The sequence below is a fragment of the Novosphingobium nitrogenifigens DSM 19370 genome (genome assembly GCF_000192575.1).
GTDB lineage: Bacteria > Pseudomonadota > Alphaproteobacteria > Sphingomonadales > Sphingomonadaceae > Novosphingobium > Novosphingobium nitrogenifigens.
This window is the reverse complement of sequence record NZ_GL876933.1, coordinates 190,190-207,152: the sequence shown is the minus strand read 5'-3', so window position 1 is coordinate 207,152 and position 16,963 is coordinate 190,190. Positions and strand designations below refer to the sequence as shown.

Sequence of the window (16,963 nt, the reverse complement as noted above, 5' to 3'; positions counted from 1 at the left end):
AATGGCCACCCTTGTCGTCGATCGCCTCGGACCGGCGGGTTTTGCCCGTCGTTTTTGCGAAAAACCGGTTCCCACCCTTTCGCATGATGCTCTAGGTTCGCGCGCCATGAGCACCCTTCGCAAGATCCTGATCGGCCTCGGCGCCGGGGCAGTCGTCGTCATCGGCGGTGGCGCCTGGCTGCTGCACGGCGACACCGCGCAAGTTTCGCTGGTCCAGACCACCGGCCCCCATCCCAAGCTGGTGGAGGCAAAGCCCCAGACATTCCCGACCGTCGGCATTGCCAAGCCGATCGGGTGGCAAGCCGGGGAAACACCCGAAGCTGCCGCCGGGTTGAAAGTCACGCGTTTTGCCGATGGCCTCGAACATCCGCGCACGCTGTTCGTTCTTCCCAACGGCGACGTCCTTGCCGCCGAAACCAATGCCCCGCCTTCGGCCGGTTCGGGCGGGTTGACCGGGTTCATCGCCGGTATCCTGATGGGACAGGCCGGGGCAGGGGATCCTTCGCCCAACAAGATCGTCGTCCTGCGCGACAGCAATGGCGACGGGGTCGCCGACCAGCGTTTCGTGATGACCAATCCGGCGCTCAATTCCCCCTTCGGCATGGCCTGGCGCGACGGGCGCCTTTATGTCGCCAACAACGATGCGGTGGTGTCCTGGGCGTTCCAGCCCGGCCAGACCGCCTTGTCGGGCAAGCCGGACAAGCTGATGGACCTGCCGGTCGGCGGCGAACACTGGGCGCGCAATCTGCTGCTCAGCCCGGATGGCACCAAGCTTTACATTTCGATCGGTTCGGCGACCAACATTGCCGACAACGGCATCGACGCCGAAAAGGACCGCGCGTCGATTTTCGAATATGATTTCACCAAGCATGGCGTGCGCCAGTTCGCCGCCGGGATGCGCAATCCCAATGGCATGGACTGGAACCCGCACACCGGCGATTTGTGGACCGTCGTCAACGAACGCGACATGCTCGGGTCCGATCTCGTGCCCGATTACCTGACCGACGTGCCGGTGGGTGCGCATTATGGGTGGCCGTGGGTCTATTGGAAAAAGACCCCCGACTGGCGGGTTCAGGAACCGATGCCGGAATACCTGACCGACTTCGTGCGCAAGCCGCAATATGCGCTCGGCGCCCATGTCGCGCCGCTGGGGCTGGCCTTTGCGCGCGGGGGCAATCTTCTGGGGACCCGCTTTGCCCGCGGCGCGTTCATTGCTCGCCACGGGTCGTGGAACCGCCATCCGCTGTCGGGTTATGACGTCGTTTTCGTGGCATTCGACGATCACGGCAATGTCCTGCCTGCGCCCCCTGTGCCGGTCCTGACCGGCTTCCTCAAGGGCGAGGACAAGACCCATGGCCGTCCGGTCTGGGTCAGTTTTGCCAAGGACGGGGCGCTGTTGGTCAGCGATGATGTCGGGGGAGCAGTCTGGCGCGTGGTCGCGCCGGGGGCGCAACCGGCCGCAGCGATCGTGCCGATCGCTTCTCGCGAAGCGCCGCCGCCGCCCAAGATGCCCGAGCATTTCTCGATCCGGAAGGATGAGACGTCGGGCCTGATCAAGCCGATGGAATGAAAATGAAAAGGCCCCTCTCGCGAGGGGCCTTTTTCGCATTGTGATCTGAATATCGAGCGGAATTCAGATTGCGCGTCCGGCTCGTCCGGCCAGTTCGGCGACATAGTGCCAGGCGACGCGGCCCGAACGGGCGCCTCGCCGCTTGGACCATTCGAGCGCGTCGGCGGGATCGAAATCGAGCCCGTAGTGCGCGGCATAGCCCGAGATGATCGCCAGATAATCGTCCTGCGAACAGGCATGGAAACCGAGGCTGAGACCGAAACGGTCCGCGAGGGCGAGCTGGTCGTCGACGACGTCGCGCGGATTGATCGGATCGTCCTGCTCGCTCATGTGGCGTTCGACGATCGCGCGGCGGTTTGACGTCACCGCCAGACGGACATTGGCGGGCCGGGCTTCCACCCCGCCTTCGAGCCATGAGCGCAGCTTGCGCGGGCCTTCGGTATCGCGTGAATCGAAACCGAGATCGTCGATGAAGACGAGGAAGGCACGCGGTACGCCGCGCAAGGCGGCAAAGAGCGTCGACAGGCTGGCATCGGCATTGGCCTGAACCAGTGCTATCCGCCCGGGGTGTGCCGCCGCCGCCGAAGCGACAGCGGCTCGCAGCAGGGCCGATTTGCCCATGCCGCGTGCGCCCCAAAGCAGCATGTCGTGCGCCGATGCCCCTGCGGCAAGGCGCTCGACATTGCCCACGACCGCTTCTTTCTGCGCCTCCGTGCCCAGGATCAGGGCAAGGGCGGGCGCTTCGAGCACGGGAACGGCCCGGGCCGTCTCGCCCATCCAGACATAAGCCGGGTGGGCGAGCCAGTCGGTCGGCACCGCCGGGGGCGGTGCCAGACGTTCGAGTGCATCGGCGATGCGGGCGAGCAGGACGGTCTTTTCGGACATGCCGGTGTCTTAGCCGACCAGTGCCGCCGTATCGAGTTCGTAGATCAGCGCCGCACCGGCCATGGCCGCTGCACCCAGACCGCGTGCCTCGGGAACGATGGTGCGGTTGAAGAAGCGCGTGATCGCGGCCTTTTCGGCAGAGCCGGTGGCCTGAACCTGACGGACGAGCTGCCATCCGGCGACGGCGACCGCGCACATCGTGGTGAAAGGCACCGATCCGGCCAGCTTGTCGTCGAGGCTGGCGTCACCACCGGCCATCCATGCCGCGATTGCCAGCGCGTCGCGGGCAAGGCTCGCCAGTTCCGGGCTTTCCGCACAGTCGGCAACGATGTCTTCAAGCAGCGCCTTGACCACGTCGCCGTTGTCATAGCCGAGCTTGCGGGTGACGAAGTCGGCAGCCTGAATGCCGTTGGTGCCTTCATAGATCGGGGCGATGCGGGCATCGCGATAGAACTGGGCTGCGCCGGTTTCCTCGATGAAGCCCATGCCGCCGTGGACCTGAACGCCAAGAGTCGCGACTTCGCAACCGGTGTCGGTACCCCAGGCCTTGAGCAGGGGAACGAGCACTTCGGCCCGCTTTTGTGCGTCCGTGTCGCCCAGCGTGCCGCGATCGATCTGACCTGCGGTGTAATAGAGCAGCCCGCGGGCCCCTTCGGTCAGGGCGCGCATGCGCATGATCGTGCGGCGCACGTCGGGATGTTCGATGATCGCGACCGGGGTCTTGTCGCCGCTGCTGGCGCGGGGCGACTGGATACGGTCGCGGGCATAGGACAGCGCCTTTTGCAGGGCGGCTTCGGAAATCTGCACGCCCTGGTTGCCGACATTGACGCGGGCGGAGTTCATCATCGTGAACATCGCCTTGAGCCCGCCGAATTCGGCGCCGACCATTTCGCCGATGCATTCGTCATGGTCGCCGAACGACATGACGCAAGTCGGCGAGGAATGGATGCCCAGCTTGTGTTCGATCGACACGCAGCGCACGTCGTTGCGCGCGCCGAGTGAACCATCGGCCAGGACATGGTACTTGGGCACGATGAACAGCGAAATGCCGCGCGTTCCCGCCGGAGCGCCCGGGGTGCGGGCCAGCACGAGATGGACGATGTTTTCGGCCAGATCATGTTCACCCCAGGTGATGAAGATCTTGGTGCCCTTGACGCGGTACTTGCCCGCGTGTTCGCCTTCGGTGATCGGCGCGGCAGTCGAACGCAGGGCGCCGACGTCCGAACCGGCCTGCGGTTCGGTGAGGTTCATGGTGCCCGACCATTCGCCCGAGATCAGCTTGGCAAGATAGGTCGCCTTTTGCGCGTCGCTGCCGTGATGATCGATCGCCTCGATCGCGCCGACGGTCAGCATGGGCAGCAGAGTGAAGCCCATGTTGGCAGCGCCCAGCGTTTCGAGAATGCAGGTCGCCAGCGTGAAGGGCAGGCCTTGTCCCCCAAAGTCGGTCGAGCCGGAAATGCTGTTCCAGCCCTGTTCGAAAAAGGCGCGATAGGCTTCGGCGTAACCGGCGGGCAGCGTGACCACGCCATCGTCCCACTTGGCTCCTTCGGTATCGCCGATGCGGTTGAGCGGGGCCCATTCGCCCGCGGCAAGCTGGCCGATTCCTTCGGCAATCGCTTCGACGAGATCGGGGGTCGCGGCAGCGAAGCGTTCGCTCTGGGCGATCTCTTCGATACCGGCGTTGACCCGCATGGCGAGAACCTGATCAGCAGTGGGAGCAATGAAAGTCATGCGTCGTTTTCCTTGGCAAGCAGCCTCGTCGATGTCCTATAGCCACAGGATATGACGCCGATAAAGTCCTCCAACTGTCTCGTTGCGCAAGGAAATGCGCTTGGCCCTGCAATCGTCCGGGCTGCGGAAGTCATTCGCGAGGGAGGTCTGGTCGCGGTTCCGACCGAGACTGTCTATGGTCTTGCCGCCCGTGCGGATCGCGATGAAGCGGTCGCGGGGATCTATCGCGCAAAGGGGCGACCCGACTTCAATCCGTTGATCGTTCATGTCGCGGATATTGCCGGTGCTGAACGCCTTGCTCATCTTGACGCTACGGCACGCAAGCTGATCGAAGCCTTCTGGCCCGGTCCGCTGACCTTGGTCGTGCCCCGGCGCGAGGACGCGGGATTGAGCGCAGCGGTCAGTGCTGGCCTGCCCACGGTCGCCTTGCGGTGCCCCGCGCACCCGGTGATGAGGGCCCTGATCGAGGCTGCCGGGGTGCCTCTGGCGGCCCCTTCGGCCAATCGCAGCGGGGGGGTAAGTCCTACCACAGCGGACCATGTTTTTTCTTCTCTGGGGCATCGCGTCGACCTCATTCTCGATGGAGGCACCTGCGCGAGGGGGCTGGAATCGACTATAGTCGGAGTTCGCCCGGGGGGGCGATGGACGCTTCTGCGCCCCGGTCCGATCGATCGCGAAACGCTTGCCGCGCTTCTCGGCCATGAAAATGAAGAGATGGCGCGCGGGGGAATCGAGGCCCCCGGACAACTCGCCAGCCATTATGCGCCCGGAAAACCCGTCCGGCTCGGTGCCGATGCGCCCGAGGCCGATGAATTCATGATCGGCTTTGGCCCCGTGAAGGGCGATGTCAGCCTGTCGGAAAGCGGCGATCCGGCCGAAGCGGCCGCGCGCCTTTACGCATGCCTCCATGCCGGGGCCGCCGCGCCGCAATCCCGGATCGCGATTGCGGCGATTCCCGGAGAGGGCATCGGCGAAGCGATCAACGACCGCCTGCGCCGTGCGGCTGTTCCCTGACCGGGCACAAAAAAGCCCCGCCCTTGCCTAGAGCGGCAAGGGCGGGGCCCGGTATCATCGCAGGTAATCCTCAGAACGACTTGCGCAGCGAGGCACCCCAGATGCGGGGGTCGTTGATCATGCCGGTGAGGTTGTTGAAGTCGATGGCGCTGATCGCGCGGATCTGGTTGAGGATATTGCGTCCGAAGAACGCGATTTCCAGACCGTCGTCACGGCGATAGCCGACCTTCAGACCGCCTTCGGTGAGCGCGCGACCGTTGAATTCCTTGGCGGTGTAAAGGAAGTAGTTGATCGAGCTGCGCGTGGCCCAGTCGGTGTTGAAGAACACCTTGCCGCGCGCCGACACCGGCACTTCGTAATAGACGTTGACGTTGCCGACCCAGCGCGGCGCCTGCGGCAGCGAGTTGCCGTCGATCTGCGCAAGGCCGTTCACAGTCGGATCGGTGACGGTGCACATGCCCGAACCGCAAGTGGGAATGCCGACGCCCGGAGCGCGCAGCACGGTGAAGTTGTAGCTGCCGCTGGCCGAAATGGTCAGGCCCTTGATCGGCTTGACGTCGAATTCGGCTTCCGCACCATTGCCGTAGACGCGCGGCACGGTGACCAGCGCCGCCGAGTTGCCGACGCCGCCGACTGCCGTCAGCGTCATGTCCTTGGTGCGGCTCCAATACCCGTCGACTGCGAAATTGATCTTGTGGTCAAGCAGGCTGCCCTTGAAACCGGCTTCGACCGAAAGCGTGGTCTGCTTGCCGGCGGTCGTCTGGATCGAACCGAACGTCACGCGGTCCTGCACCGCCGGGCCGAGGTAACCGGTCGCCACGCGGGTATAGAAATTGATCTTGTTGGTCAGCGCATAAGTCGCGCTGGCGTCCCAGGTGACATAGCCGCCCGAAACCGATGCGGTGGTGGGCGCGAGGGCCGAATAGACGTTGCCGTTGGGGGCGGTTTCCACCAGACCGGCAGCGGCATAGACGCCGCTCAGACCAGAGGAATATCCCCAGACGGTGTCGCGCTTGTGGTCATGCGAATAGCGCACGCCCGCACGCAGGCTGAGGCGACCGATCTTGTACTCGCCCGAACCGTAGATGCCGTAGTTGGCGTTGCGGTCGTCATGCTGGATGTTCTGGTCCAGACCTTCGAACCGCGAGGTGTAGCCGCAGGTCGTGCTGCAGATGCGGGTATAGTCGAATTCGTCGTAGCTCAGCTTCTGGGTGAAGACATAGGCGCCCGCCTGCAGGCGGATCCCGTTGAATTCGTCGCTGACGAAGCGCAGTTCCTGGCTGAATTCCTTGGGCCGGGTGTTGCCGCCGGTGTTGTCGGCGAACAGCGCGTTGTTCAGGCCCAGCGGCGGGTAGGTGTAGTTCGAGCCGCCGTCGATGTCGCCGGTGGATTCGACATGGGCGCGTTCATAGGCGGTGATCGAGTAGACAGTCCCGATACCGTCGAAATGCTTGTCGAGGTGGAGATTGATGCCCCACTGACCCATCGTCTGGCTCGAGAAGCCGTCGACGCTGGCATAATTGGGATTGAAGCCGTCGACGAAATTGTTGCTGCCCTGCTTGAAGATCCCGGCCCGGAACAGGCGCGGGCTGCCCTGAAGGCCGCGGGCATGGACGTTGAGCAGCGCGTGGAAGCTGTCGTCGGGCGAGGTGTAGGAAAGTTGCAGGCGACCGGCGTAGTCCGAATAGCCTTCAAGGTTCGCAGGTGCGACCGATCCGGCCTGACCGTAATTGGTGTTGGTCACCCAGTTGTCGCGGTGCTGGAAAATGCCCGAGATGCGCGCGGCAAAGCCGTGGCCCAGCGGCACGTTGAGTGCGCCCTGAAGGTTCACGGTGTCATAAGTGCCCCATTCGGCCGAGCCGAAGCCTTCGAGCTTGTCGGTCGGCTTCGCGGAGTTCAGCTTGACCACACCGGCGGGGGTGTTCCGGCCGAACAGCGTGCCCTGCGGTCCGCGCAGAACTTCGACAGTGGCAAGGTCGAAGACCGGGAAGCTCTTGAGCATCGGGCTTTCGAGCGCGACGTCGTCATAGACCACCGAAACCGGCTGTGCCGCGTTGGGGTCATAGTCGGTATTGCCAAGGCCGCGGATATAGAAACGCGGGAACGTACGGCCGAACGAGCTTTCGATCTGAAGGCTCGGCGTGCGCGAGGACAGGAACCGGATGTCGAGACCGCTGGCATTGATCACGTCGAGCTTTTCGGCCGAGATCGAGGTGACCGCGATCGGCACGTCACGCGCTTTTTCCGAGCGGCGGGTGGCGGTGACGATGATTTCGCTGTCTGCGGTGGCCGGAGCCGTGGCCGCTGCGGGCGCTTCGGCGTGGGCAATGCCCGGCATGCCGACGGCAAGAACGGACAGGACAATGCTGCTCGCCGTTGAGACGGCAAGCGACGTTTTTACGCGCTGCTTCATGAATCCCCCTGGATTGCTGGGCCCCCTCCCGAGCCTTATGTTTTTGCCGCATTTTGAGCGGTTTCTTATGCAACAAAAAAGTAACAGGAATTCAGGCGTGCGCAACGCGAAAGCCTGAATTCCGGCCCGATCAGGGGTATTGTGGGCACACTTCGATCACCGATTGTTGCGGAAAGATCACGGTTCGCAGGCGATGCGGCCGCTTCCGGTGACGACAACGGTGCAACGGGCATGGCCGCGAACGGTCATCGTGCCGCTGCCGGTGATCGATCCGGTCACTTCACCGCCACTGCCGATCACGCCGGTTCCCGATCCGGTCAGGGCAATCGCGGTCGTTTCGGCGCGCAGACCACCAAGGTCGGCATTCCCGCTGCCGGTCATATTGAGGGCAAGGGTGTCGGCATGACCGTTTCCGGTCACATTCCCCGATCCGAGCAGTTCGATGTCGAGATGCCTGGTCGCGATGGTTCCGGTGGCGATCCGTCCCGACCCGCCGATGGTCACGCCGACTGCGGGCGCGGACAGGCGATCGCTGGACATCGTGCCGGACCCGGCGACGATGAGGTGATCGACGACCGGATCGGAAATGGAAATCGTCGCAAGGCCCGCGCCGCCACTGTCGGGCATGCGCCCGATCCCGAGCCGTCCGTCGGCCAGAACGAAGCGCAACGCCTTGCGCGCGGTGTCCGGTCCTTCGATCCGAATGTCGAAACGGTCTCCATGGACGATACGGACATTGTCGGGACCGAGCAGGGTGATTTCCGAAGGCGCGTGGCCGGAAAGATCGAGACGGTCGAGCGTGACGCCGTCGCGGCCGTTGATCGACACCGACGGGGAATCGCATCCGGCCAATGCGAGCGCGAGAGGGGCGAGTACGGCGCAAGGGCGGCGCATTTGGGAGAAATTGGGCATCCTGACCCATTCGCTACGAGGAAATCCGGATAACAAAAAGGGCCACCGGTCGCCCGGCGGCCCTTTTTGTTGGTGCTACGAAAGGGATCAGACGGTTTCGTAGTACTTCGGCGCGTGCTCGTTGAGGATCACGAGGATCTTCTTGAGCGCGGCGGGCTCGTCGGTCTTTTCCATCGCCGCGAGTTCGCGGGCGAGGCGCGAGGAAGCCGCTTCGAAGATCTGGCGTTCGGAATAGGACTGTTCCGGCTGATCATCAGCGCGGAACAGGTCGCGAGTCACTTCCGCAATCGCGACGAGATCGCCCGAGTTGATCTTGGCTTCGTATTCCTGGGCGCGGCGCGACCACATGGTGCGCTTGACTTTGGGCTTGCCCTTGAGCGTGTCGAGAGCTTCGCGCAGCGTCTTGTCCGACGACAGCTTGCGCATCCCGATCGCTTCAACCTTGTTAACCGGAACGCGCAGGGTCATGCGTTCTTTTTCGAAACGGAGCACATAGAGCTCCAGCTTCATTCCTGCGATTTCTTCATTTTGAAGTTCGACCACCCGGCCGACACCATGCTTAGGATAAACGACGTAGTCCCCAACATCGAAGGCAAGAGCCTTGGCTGCCATTGCAAGTCCTTTCGCGCGGCAGAAACGAAAACGGTGTCGGAAGCTGGGCGCCCCGACGCATCAACGGGGGCGAAAAATATATCCCGGGCCCTTTGGGGAAGAGGTCCGGCAAACAACCGTCGTTACGCGCGGTCTTGCGAAGCCCAGAGATCCGTTTGCCGATTGTCCTGCCTGATTCGTGTTGCAAGACGCCGGATGCAAAAGGGCGAGTCCGGCGCTTGCACCGGGATATAGCAAGTCTGTAATAAAATTTCCAGTGGCCCGACCCGCGCAAAGTGCCCAATTTTGCAACAATGCGCGCAAAAACCATCGGCACACAGGGTGCCGACGGGTCGGTCCGCTTACCTTACGCCGTTTTGCGGGCCGGGATTCCGCCAGGAACCATAGCCCGCATCGGCGTCAAGGTGGATCAATCGCCTTCGCCGGGTTCGGCGGAGAAGTACTTGTCGAACTTGCCCTCTTCGCCCTTGTGCTCGTCGGCGTCGGCCGGCGCGTCCTTCTTGGCGGTCAGGTTGGGCCATTCGGCCGAGTACTTGGCGTTGAGTTCAAGCCACTGTTCCAGACCGCTTTCGGTATCGGGCAGGATCGCTTCGGCCGGGCATTCGGGTTCGCAGACGCCGCAGTCGATGCATTCGCTGGGATTGATCACCAGCATGTTCTCGCCTTCATAGAAGCAGTCGACTGGGCAGACCTCCACGCAGTCCATGAACTTGCACTTGATGCAGGCTTCGGTGACGACATAGGTCATGGTGTCGAGTGTTCCTCAGGTCTTCGGTCGGTCAATGTTGCGCGCCGTGCTAGAGGCGAGTGGGGCTGCCCGTCAAGCCTGCCTTCACGCCTCATTGCTTCGAGCGGTCGGTTCTACCACCCGATAACATGCTTGAGCCTCGGTCGCGGGGCCTCTGCGGGCTGGAATTGCGAGCACTTCGATCACTTTGACCGCAGTGCGCATCGGCAAGACAAGAATGTCGCCCGCGCGCACCGTGGCGCTCGGACGTTCGACCCGGCGTCCGTTAAGACGGATATGGCCTTCGCCTGCCCATTCCTGTGCGAACGTGCGGGTGGAAGCGAGGCGCAGGAACCACAGCAGTTTGTCGATGCGGATTCCCGGCGCGGGCTGGGACAGGCTCGCCATCAACGCAGCAATTCGGCAAGTGCGGCAAAGGCGCCGTTGATCGGAACCGGTGCCGGGGCACGGGCCGGAACAGGGGCAGGGCGGGGCGGGCGCCAGTCCCACAAGGGTGGCGCGAGCGGGCCACAGGCGCCTTCGGGCAAGCCTTGCGGCATGGTCACGCGAAATCCTCCGGCCCGCAAAAGGGCGGCATAGGACGCGGTCGTCAGCCCCATCGACCGGGCCCGTGCCGGATCGAGAAACACGCGTCGTCCCGGCGCGCGCAGGCGGTGGCGATGGGCCTCCTGCAGCAGCCGATCCGCGAGGTCGACGCGCAAGGCCTGTTTGCCGAGGCGGCGATAGCCGACGGGCGCGACACGGTTTTCAACGATCGGCGGCAGCATATCGGGCGGCGCTTGCGGCTTTAGCCCGGCCAATGCGGCCAAGTGGAGCCACAGGCGCATTGGCGCCGGACGCAGGGCGGCAGGCAGGAAAAGATCGAGTCCGCCGACTCTGACGCCAAGGTGTCGCAAGGCGTCGCGTTGCCGGGAATCGAGCCGGTCGAGATCGGCCTCCTCGCGCGCAAGGACGCCGCCACGATCGACCATGCGCAGCAGCAAGGCGCGCAGATAGGGGCCGGATTCGCTCGCCTGGCTTGCTTCGGCAAGGCGGCGCAACGGCTTGAGCGGTTTGTCGCAATGCTCGGCAAACCATCGGGTCAGTGCGTCGCGAACCGCATCGCGTGTCGCGGGCGCAAGGCGGTCGAGCGAGGGATCGAGACGCAGGCGGGGTTCGAGCACGGCCTTGCCCGCTTCGAGCCGGGCCACCACGCATTCCATCCAGACTAGCCCCTTGCCGTCGAGGGCGTCGTTCAGGGTAAGACCTTCCGGATCGGTGCAGGCCGCAACAAGCGCGGCTGCCCGTTCGGCAAGCAGGCCGGGCAGATGGCGTTCGGCAGCGGCGAGCAGCAATTTGCGATCGGCAGCCCGGGCCAGCGGATCGACGACGAAGCGGAAGCCCGCAAGATGGCCGATCGGTTCGTCGTCCACCATGACTGCGCCGGATTCGCCGAGGCGCACCGGCAACAATCCCGCATCGGCCCCGGCCTTGCGCATCAGGACGGTCGTGCGGCGATTGACGAAACGCTCGGTCAGGCGGGCGTGGAGAGCATCGGACAGGCGGGTTTCGACAGCTCTTGCGCGCGCGGCCATTTCCTCGCGCGCGAGCACCCAGTCGGGGCGCTGGGCGATATAGGCCCAGCTGCGGATCGCGGCGATCCGGCCTTGCAGGGTGTGGATGTCGCCCGAGGGATTGTCGAGCTGGGCAATCGCCTGCGCGACATAGTCGGCACCGAGATAGCCGTTGCGCAGATCCTGCCACAGGCGCGCGACGAAGCGGGAATGGGTTTCGGCCCCCTGCTGGCGGAAATCGGGGAGGCAACAGACCTGCCAGAACCGGCGCACCGATCCAAGGCCGCGAACCGTGTCCGCGACCGCGCCATCGGCAGCGAGCAGGCGCAGCACGGCAAGGTCGATCGCCTCGGGCGGGCTGGCGAGTTCGGGACGCGGCGGCGGGCTCCCGAGATCTTCGATCAGGGTGTCGAGCGAGGCAAAGCGCAAATCCGTCTCGCGCCAGAACAGGCGCGTGAGCGGGGGAAAGCGGTGTTCCTCGATCGCATAGACTTCATCGTCGGTGAATTCGGGGCTGTGCGAGGCAAGCCCCGCCAGCGTGCCGAAGGTGCCGTCCTTGTGATGGCGGCCCGCGCGTCCGGCGATCTGCGCCATTTCCGCCGTGGTCAGTCGCCGCTGGCGATGGCCGTCGTACTTGGAAAGACCGGCAAAGGCGACGTGGTGGACGTCGAGATTGAGGCCCATGCCGATGGCGTCGGTGGCGACCAGATAATCGACTTCGCCGGCCTGATACATGGCGACCTGGGCATTGCGGGTCTGCGGGCTGAGCGCGCCCATGACCACCGCCGCGCCGCCGCGGAACCGCCGCAGCATTTCGGCCATGGCATAGACCTGTTCGGCGCTGAAGGCGACGATGGCGCTGCGCGGCGGGATGCGCGACAGTTTCTTCGCACCCGCGTGAGACAGCGTCGAAAAGCGCGGACGGCTGATGACCTCGGCTTCGGGAACGAGAGCGCGGATCATCGGTTCGAGCGTTGCCGAACCCAGGATCATCGTTTCCTCGCGCCCGCGAGTGTGCAGCAGGCGATCGGTGAAGACATGGCCGCGTTCGGGATCGGCGGAGAGTTGCGCCTCGTCGATCGCGACGAACGCGAGATCGGGACGCTGGGGCATGGCTTCGGCAGTACAGAGCAGCCAGCGTGCGTTCTTTGGCTCGATCCGTTCTTCGCCCGTGATCAGAGCGACTTGCGCGGGGCCCTTGATGGCGACGACGCGGTCATAGACCTCGCGTGCGAGCAGCCGGAGGGGAAATCCGATGGCGCCCGAACTGTGCGCGCAAAGGCGTTCGATGGCGAGGTGAGTCTTGCCGGTGTTGGTCGGACCCAGCACGGCGCGGACGTTCCCGCGTGCTTCGCCGCGACGGTCGCTCGGCTTGAACGGCTGACTGCCCATGCGTCGAATGTGGCGTGTGCCAGGCACACACACAAGCAGGCGCCGGGAATTTATCCCCGGCGCCCACAGAATTCTGGCGCAGTGTTGCAGTGCAGCGACGCTGGCTTTTTTGAAAATCCGTCTCAGACGGATTTTGCGGCACCGGCCCTCTCCCCCACCCGGCCACCCAACGATGGTACCCTATGGGTGGTCGGGTGGGGGAGAGGGCCGGTGCCGTAGCCGGACAATGCCCATCGGGCATTGTCCGGCCAAAACGTATCAGCCGTCGTAATCGGCGCCGAGCGAGGTGTTGCGCACCGGTGCGGCAGCGGTGATGCGCAGGGCTTCGGCCGACTGCGACAGCGAACCGATTTCGTCGACCTGATCGTCGTCATCGGGCTGGACCCGCTGCAGCGACTGGATCAGGTTTTCCTTGAGCGTCGCCGGACGGACGGTTTCCTCGGCGATTTCGCGCAGGGCGACGACCGGATTTTTATCGCGGTCGCGATCGAGAGTGAGTTCCGCACCGCCGGAAATCGCGCGGGCGCGTTCTGCAGCCAGCAGCACGAGATCAAAACGATTGGGAACCTTGTCGACGCAATCTTCGACGGTAACGCGCGCCATCAGGGCACTCCGTAAAGCTAACCGGGAAAGGAGATTAAGCGCGGGCCATTATGGCGACCGGCGCGCAGAGTCAAGAAAATCCGCGTTTTCGTGCGGTGGGCGCCCATGGCGATCGCCATGGCGATCAGCGTATCACTCGTCGTCGTCATAGCTGTGCGCGCCCAGTGCATCGGGGGCAAGGTCGGAGAATCGGGTGATCTTTGCCTCGAAGCGCAGGCGGACTTTGCCGGTCGAACCGTGACGCTGTTTCGCGACGATGAGTTCGGCAAGACCGTAGACGCGCTCCATTTCCGCAGCCCAGGCGGCATGGGCTTCGTGCAGCTTGGCATCGTCGCCTTCCATCGGGCGCTTGGGTTCGCGGGACGCGACGTAATAGTCTTCGCGGAACACGAACCAGACCATGTCGGCGTCCTGTTCGATCGAGCCTGATTCACGAAGGTCGGACAGCATCGGCCGCTTGTCGTCGCGTTGTTCCACCGCACGCGAAAGCTGGGACAGGGCGATCACCGGGACCGAGAGTTCCTTGGCCAGCGTCTTGAGACCACGGCTGATTTCCGAGATTTCGTTGACGCGGTTGTCGGACCGGCCCGACCCCTGCAGCAGCTGCAGGTAGTCGACGATGATGAGGCCGACGTCGTGGCGGCGCTTCAGGCGGCGGGCGCGGGTGCGCAGCGCCCCGATGGTAAGGGCGGGGGTGTCGTCGATATAGAGCGGCAGTTCGGCAAGGCGCTGGCTGGCAAAGGACAGCTGCTGGAAATCCTCGCGGCTGATGCGGCCCATGCGCAGCGCTTCCGAGCTGATCCCCGACTGTTCGGCAAGGATACGCGTCGCCAGCTGGTCCGCGCTCATTTCCAGGCTGAAGAAGGCGACGGCCGCCCCGACCGAATCCTTGACCGGAATTCCGTCCTCGAGATCGCGGCGCAACCGGTCGGCCGAGTTGAACGCGATATTGGTGACGAGCGAGGTCTTGCCCATGCCGGGACGTCCGGCAAGGATGATAAGGTCGGAATCGTGCAGGCCGCCGATCTTCTCGTTGACGCTGGTAAGACCGGTCGTCTTGCCCGAGATGTGGCCGCCCGACAGCAGCGCCTTTTCGATCATTTCGAGCGAGGTGCGGGTCGCGGTGCCGAAGCTTTGCGCTTCGCTGCCGGCTTGCGCGCCTTCGGCCACGGCATAGAGCGAGGCTTCGGCAAGGCCGATCTGGTCGAGCGGCGAGACGCTTTCGCTCGTGTCCATCGCCTTTTCGACGAGCGTGCGCCCGACATTGATCAGTTCGCGCAGGAGCGCGAGGTCATAGATCTGCTGCGCCAGTTCGCGCGGGGCGAGCAGCCCCTGCCCGTCGGCGGTCAGGCGGGCGAGATAGGCGATCCCGCCCAGTTCCTTGAGCCCTTCGTCGTTTTCGAAATAGGGCTTGAGCGTGACCGGGGTCACCACGGCCTTGCGGTCGATCAGCGCAGTGATGCGGGAAAAAACCCGTCCGTGAACCGCGGCAAAGAAATGCTCGGGTTTGAGCGGGCAGGTCATTTCCTCGAGAATGCGGTTGTCGATCAGCACCGCGCCCAGAAAGGCGGCTTCGGCTTCGACATTGGCGGGAAGCGATCGGGTGGTTTCCGGTTCGCGCATGAGGATGGCATTGCTCGCTGACATCCCTTTCATGTGCCCCAGTGCTGCGACAGGAACAAGCTGCGGGGCTGTTGATGACTCTGTGGATAGCGGGGAGGGCTTGCCCCGGCCTTGCAGGTCATGCAATCACCCTACCATTATGGCGGATCCTCGCATTGCCCATATCGAACTCGATGAAGCGACGATCATCTGGCGCAATGCCGATATCGAGCAGGAGCGTCGCATTGCGATCTTCGATCTCATCGAGGAAAATACGTTCAAGCCGCTGCGCGCTTTTGCCGCAGGGCACGAAGGGCCCTATCGTTTGCGCCTGTCGGTCGAGGACGGGCGACTGATCCTGGCGGTTTCGGACGAGGGCGGCACGCTTCTGGAAACGGTGATCCTGGGACTCGGGCGGTTTCGCCGTCCGATCAAGGACTACTTCGCGATCTGCGAATCGTATTATCAGGCGATTCGCAGGGCGACCGCGCAAGAGATCGAGACGATCGACATGGCCCGGCGCGGCGTCCACAACGATGCGGCGACGACTCTGCTCGAAAGGCTGGAGGGCAAGATCGACACCGACTTTGCCACCGCGCGCCGCCTCTTTACGCTGATCTGCGTCCTGCATATCAAGGGCTGACAGAGTCGGCCTGCGGGCTTCGACAGGCTCCCGTGCGGAGCGGATTTCTATTTCGGGTCAAGTATTCATGCCTTCTTCCGCGGGCTATGCACCGCAGCAAAGCGCGTCGCGCCGTGTGCGACGCTTCTGGCCGCTTCTGGCCGGCGCCGTGGCGGCTGTGGCGCTGGGGACTCTCGGGCTGCACTATGTCGCCGATCACTGGGCGCCGGACCGCACGAGCTATCCGGTTCAGGGGCTGTGGCTCGACGCGCATGACGGACCGGTCGAATGGCACACGATCAAGGCGACCGGGCCGGGCGGGCACGGCGCCGATTTCGTCTATCTGACGGCCAGCAGCGGCGCAGGGAATCGCGATTTGGCTTTTGTCGATTCGGTCGATGCTGCCCATGCCGCCGGGCTTCAGGTGGGGGCCGTCCACGTTTACGACTTGTGCGCGCCTGCCGATGGTCAGGCGGGCAATTTCGTCACCACCGTTCCGCGCGACCGGGGATTGCTGCCCGCTGCGATCTCGATTTCGCTCGATCCCGAGCATTGCCCCAATCCGCCGCGCGAAGCGACGATCGACAGCGAACTGACCACCTTCATCAACGAGGTGGAGCGCCATCTCGGGCATCCGGTCGTGCTGATGCCTTCGCCAGAGGTGGAGGAACGCTATCATCTCGCCGCGCGGATCGAGCGCAATGTCTGGATCACCGGCGATTACTGGGTGCCGGGCTATGTCAGCCGTCCGTGGGTCTTGTGGACCGCGACGCATCGGCTGCACATTGCCGGCGTGGCGGGACCGGTCCGCTGGGTTGCGGTTCAGCCGTGAGGAGCAAGGCCATGGTCGACCTCGACGAGACGCGCAAGGCGGACCTGATTGCCGCCGCCCGCGAAGCGATGACTCATGCCTATGCGCCCTATTCGCATTTTCATGTCGGGGCGGCGTTGCTCTTTGCCGACGGTACGATCGTGACCGGCAGCAATTTCGAGAATGCAAGCTATGGCCTCTCGCTTTGCGCCGAAACGAGTGCGGCGACGTGTGCCAGCCATGGCGGGCATCGGGCCGGGCTGATCGCAGTGGCGATTGTCGGGGGAACCGAGGGCGTTCCGGCAGGCGTGGTTGGTCCGTGCGGGCGGTGCCGCCAAATTCTCAACGAACTGGCGGCGCTGGGCGGTACCGATCCGTTGATTTTGTCCACTGGAGCCGACGAAACGGTGGAAATGCGCCTGAGCGCGCTCTTGCCTCTCGCATTCGGCCCCGCCAATCTCGAAAATGGGCCGCTGTCCGGCGGCTGAACGCTCT

General features: G+C 64.2%; 15 protein-coding genes. 5 read left to right on the top strand and 10 right to left on the bottom strand.

Annotation, left to right across the window (positions count from 1 at the left end; all coding sequences use genetic code 11):
* Positions 1-106: 106 nt before the first annotated feature.
* Positions 107-1,570 (top strand): PQQ-dependent sugar dehydrogenase, encoded by a 1,464-nt coding sequence (locus Y88_RS10965; protein ID WP_232281036.1) that lies wholly within the window; start codon positions 107-109, stop codon positions 1,568-1,570.
* A gap of 63 nt (positions 1,571-1,633) precedes the next feature.
* Here Y88_RS10965 and Y88_RS10960 read toward each other — a convergent pair whose 3' ends face one another.
* On the bottom strand, positions 1,634-2,455 hold the full coding sequence (locus Y88_RS10960; RefSeq protein WP_008069200.1) for a DUF815 domain-containing protein: 822 nt from the start codon (positions 2,453-2,455) through the stop codon (positions 1,634-1,636).
* 9 nt (positions 2,456-2,464) lie between these two features.
* Positions 2,465-4,186, bottom strand: a complete 1,722-nt coding sequence (locus Y88_RS10955; RefSeq protein ID WP_008069198.1) for an acyl-CoA dehydrogenase family protein — start codon at positions 4,184-4,186, stop codon at positions 2,465-2,467.
* Positions 4,187-4,237: 51 nt separating this feature from the next.
* Between Y88_RS10955 and Y88_RS10950 the strand changes: the two genes are divergently transcribed.
* A complete protein-coding gene (locus Y88_RS10950; RefSeq protein ID WP_008069196.1) occupies positions 4,238-5,200 on the top strand; it encodes an L-threonylcarbamoyladenylate synthase in 963 nt (320 codons plus the stop codon).
* Between the two features lie 70 nt (positions 5,201-5,270).
* Here the strand turns inward: Y88_RS10950 and Y88_RS10945 are convergent, their stop codons facing one another.
* The 8 genes from Y88_RS10945 to Y88_RS10910 form a co-directional block, all read right to left on the bottom strand.
* Positions 5,271-7,613: a TonB-dependent receptor gene (locus Y88_RS10945; RefSeq protein ID WP_008069192.1), complete on the bottom strand. Its 2,343-nt coding sequence runs from the start codon at positions 7,611-7,613 to the stop codon at positions 5,271-5,273.
* Between the two features lie 177 nt (positions 7,614-7,790).
* Positions 7,791-8,507, bottom strand: a complete 717-nt coding sequence (locus Y88_RS10940) for a GIN domain-containing protein (protein ID WP_157403864.1) — start codon at positions 8,505-8,507, stop codon at positions 7,791-7,793.
* A gap of 105 nt (positions 8,508-8,612) precedes the next feature.
* Positions 8,613-9,137 (bottom strand): CarD family transcriptional regulator, encoded by a 525-nt coding sequence (locus Y88_RS10935; RefSeq protein ID WP_018075691.1) that lies wholly within the window; start codon positions 9,135-9,137, stop codon positions 8,613-8,615.
* A gap of 409 nt (positions 9,138-9,546) precedes the next feature.
* Positions 9,547-9,885, bottom strand: coding sequence for a ferredoxin FdxA (gene fdxA / locus Y88_RS10930; RefSeq protein WP_008069186.1), 339 nt, complete (start codon positions 9,883-9,885; stop codon positions 9,547-9,549).
* Positions 9,886-9,969: 84 nt separating this feature from the next.
* Positions 9,970-10,272, bottom strand: coding sequence for an RNA-binding S4 domain-containing protein (locus Y88_RS10925; RefSeq protein ID WP_008069179.1), 303 nt, complete (start codon positions 10,270-10,272; stop codon positions 9,970-9,972).
* Positions 10,272-12,830, bottom strand: coding sequence for a helicase-related protein (locus Y88_RS10920; protein ID WP_018075690.1), 2,559 nt, complete (start codon positions 12,828-12,830; stop codon positions 10,272-10,274). The genes Y88_RS10925 and Y88_RS10920 overlap by 1 nt, the downstream gene beginning before the upstream one ends.
* A 258-nt stretch (positions 12,831-13,088) precedes the next feature.
* A complete protein-coding gene (rpoZ, locus tag Y88_RS10915) occupies positions 13,089-13,433 on the bottom strand; it encodes a DNA-directed RNA polymerase subunit omega (RefSeq protein ID WP_008069173.1) in 345 nt (114 codons plus the stop codon).
* Between the two features lie 132 nt (positions 13,434-13,565).
* Entirely contained in the window at positions 13,566-15,080 is a 1,515-nt protein-coding gene (locus Y88_RS10910) for a replicative DNA helicase (RefSeq protein WP_008069171.1), read from the bottom strand.
* Positions 15,081-15,195: 115 nt separating this feature from the next.
* Between Y88_RS10910 and Y88_RS10905 the strand changes: the two genes are divergently transcribed.
* The 3 genes from Y88_RS10905 (at position 15,196) to Y88_RS10895 (ending at position 16,956) form a co-directional block, all read left to right on the top strand.
* Positions 15,196-15,678 carry a UPF0262 family protein gene (locus tag Y88_RS10905; protein ID WP_008069169.1) on the top strand — a complete coding sequence of 161 codons (483 nt, stop codon included), beginning with the start codon at positions 15,196-15,198 and terminating at the stop codon, positions 15,676-15,678.
* A gap of 67 nt (positions 15,679-15,745) precedes the next feature.
* Positions 15,746-16,489 (top strand): glycoside hydrolase family 25 protein, encoded by a 744-nt coding sequence (locus Y88_RS10900; RefSeq protein ID WP_018075689.1) that lies wholly within the window; start codon positions 15,746-15,748, stop codon positions 16,487-16,489.
* Positions 16,490-16,500: 11 nt separating this feature from the next.
* Positions 16,501-16,956 (top strand): cytidine deaminase, encoded by a 456-nt coding sequence (locus Y88_RS10895; RefSeq protein ID WP_008069165.1) that lies wholly within the window; start codon positions 16,501-16,503, stop codon positions 16,954-16,956.
* Positions 16,957-16,963: the final 7 nt, after the last annotated feature.

Coding starts and splice junctions, on each gene's coding strand:
- Y88_RS10965 (WP_232281036.1), top strand. CDS start 107: ATGAGCACCCTTCGCAAGATCCTGATCGGCCTCGGCGCCGGGGCAGTC.
- Y88_RS10960 (WP_008069200.1), bottom strand. CDS start 2,455: ATGTCCGAAAAGACCGTCCTGCTCGCCCGCATCGCCGATGCACTCGAA.
- Y88_RS10955 (WP_008069198.1), bottom strand. CDS start 4,186: ATGACTTTCATTGCTCCCACTGCTGATCAGGTTCTCGCCATGCGGGTC.
- Y88_RS10950 (WP_008069196.1), top strand. CDS start 4,238: ATGACGCCGATAAAGTCCTCCAACTGTCTCGTTGCGCAAGGAAATGCG.
- Y88_RS10945 (WP_008069192.1), bottom strand. CDS start 7,613: ATGAAGCAGCGCGTAAAAACGTCGCTTGCCGTCTCAACGGCGAGCAGC.
- Y88_RS10940 (WP_157403864.1), bottom strand. CDS start 8,507: ATGCGCCGCCCTTGCGCCGTACTCGCCCCTCTCGCGCTCGCATTGGCC.
- Y88_RS10935 (WP_018075691.1), bottom strand. CDS start 9,137: ATGGCAGCCAAGGCTCTTGCCTTCGATGTTGGGGACTACGTCGTTTAT.
- fdxA (WP_008069186.1), bottom strand. CDS start 9,885: ATGACCTATGTCGTCACCGAAGCCTGCATCAAGTGCAAGTTCATGGAC.
- Y88_RS10925 (WP_008069179.1), bottom strand. CDS start 10,272: ATGGCGAGCCTGTCCCAGCCCGCGCCGGGAATCCGCATCGACAAACTG.
- Y88_RS10920 (WP_018075690.1), bottom strand. CDS start 12,830: ATGGGCAGTCAGCCGTTCAAGCCGAGCGACCGTCGCGGCGAAGCACGC.
- rpoZ (WP_008069173.1), bottom strand. CDS start 13,433: ATGGCGCGCGTTACCGTCGAAGATTGCGTCGACAAGGTTCCCAATCGT.
- Y88_RS10910 (WP_008069171.1), bottom strand. CDS start 15,080: ATGTCAGCGAGCAATGCCATCCTCATGCGCGAACCGGAAACCACCCGA.
- Y88_RS10905 (WP_008069169.1), top strand. CDS start 15,196: ATGGCGGATCCTCGCATTGCCCATATCGAACTCGATGAAGCGACGATC.
- Y88_RS10900 (WP_018075689.1), top strand. CDS start 15,746: ATGCCTTCTTCCGCGGGCTATGCACCGCAGCAAAGCGCGTCGCGCCGT.
- Y88_RS10895 (WP_008069165.1), top strand. CDS start 16,501: ATGGTCGACCTCGACGAGACGCGCAAGGCGGACCTGATTGCCGCCGCC.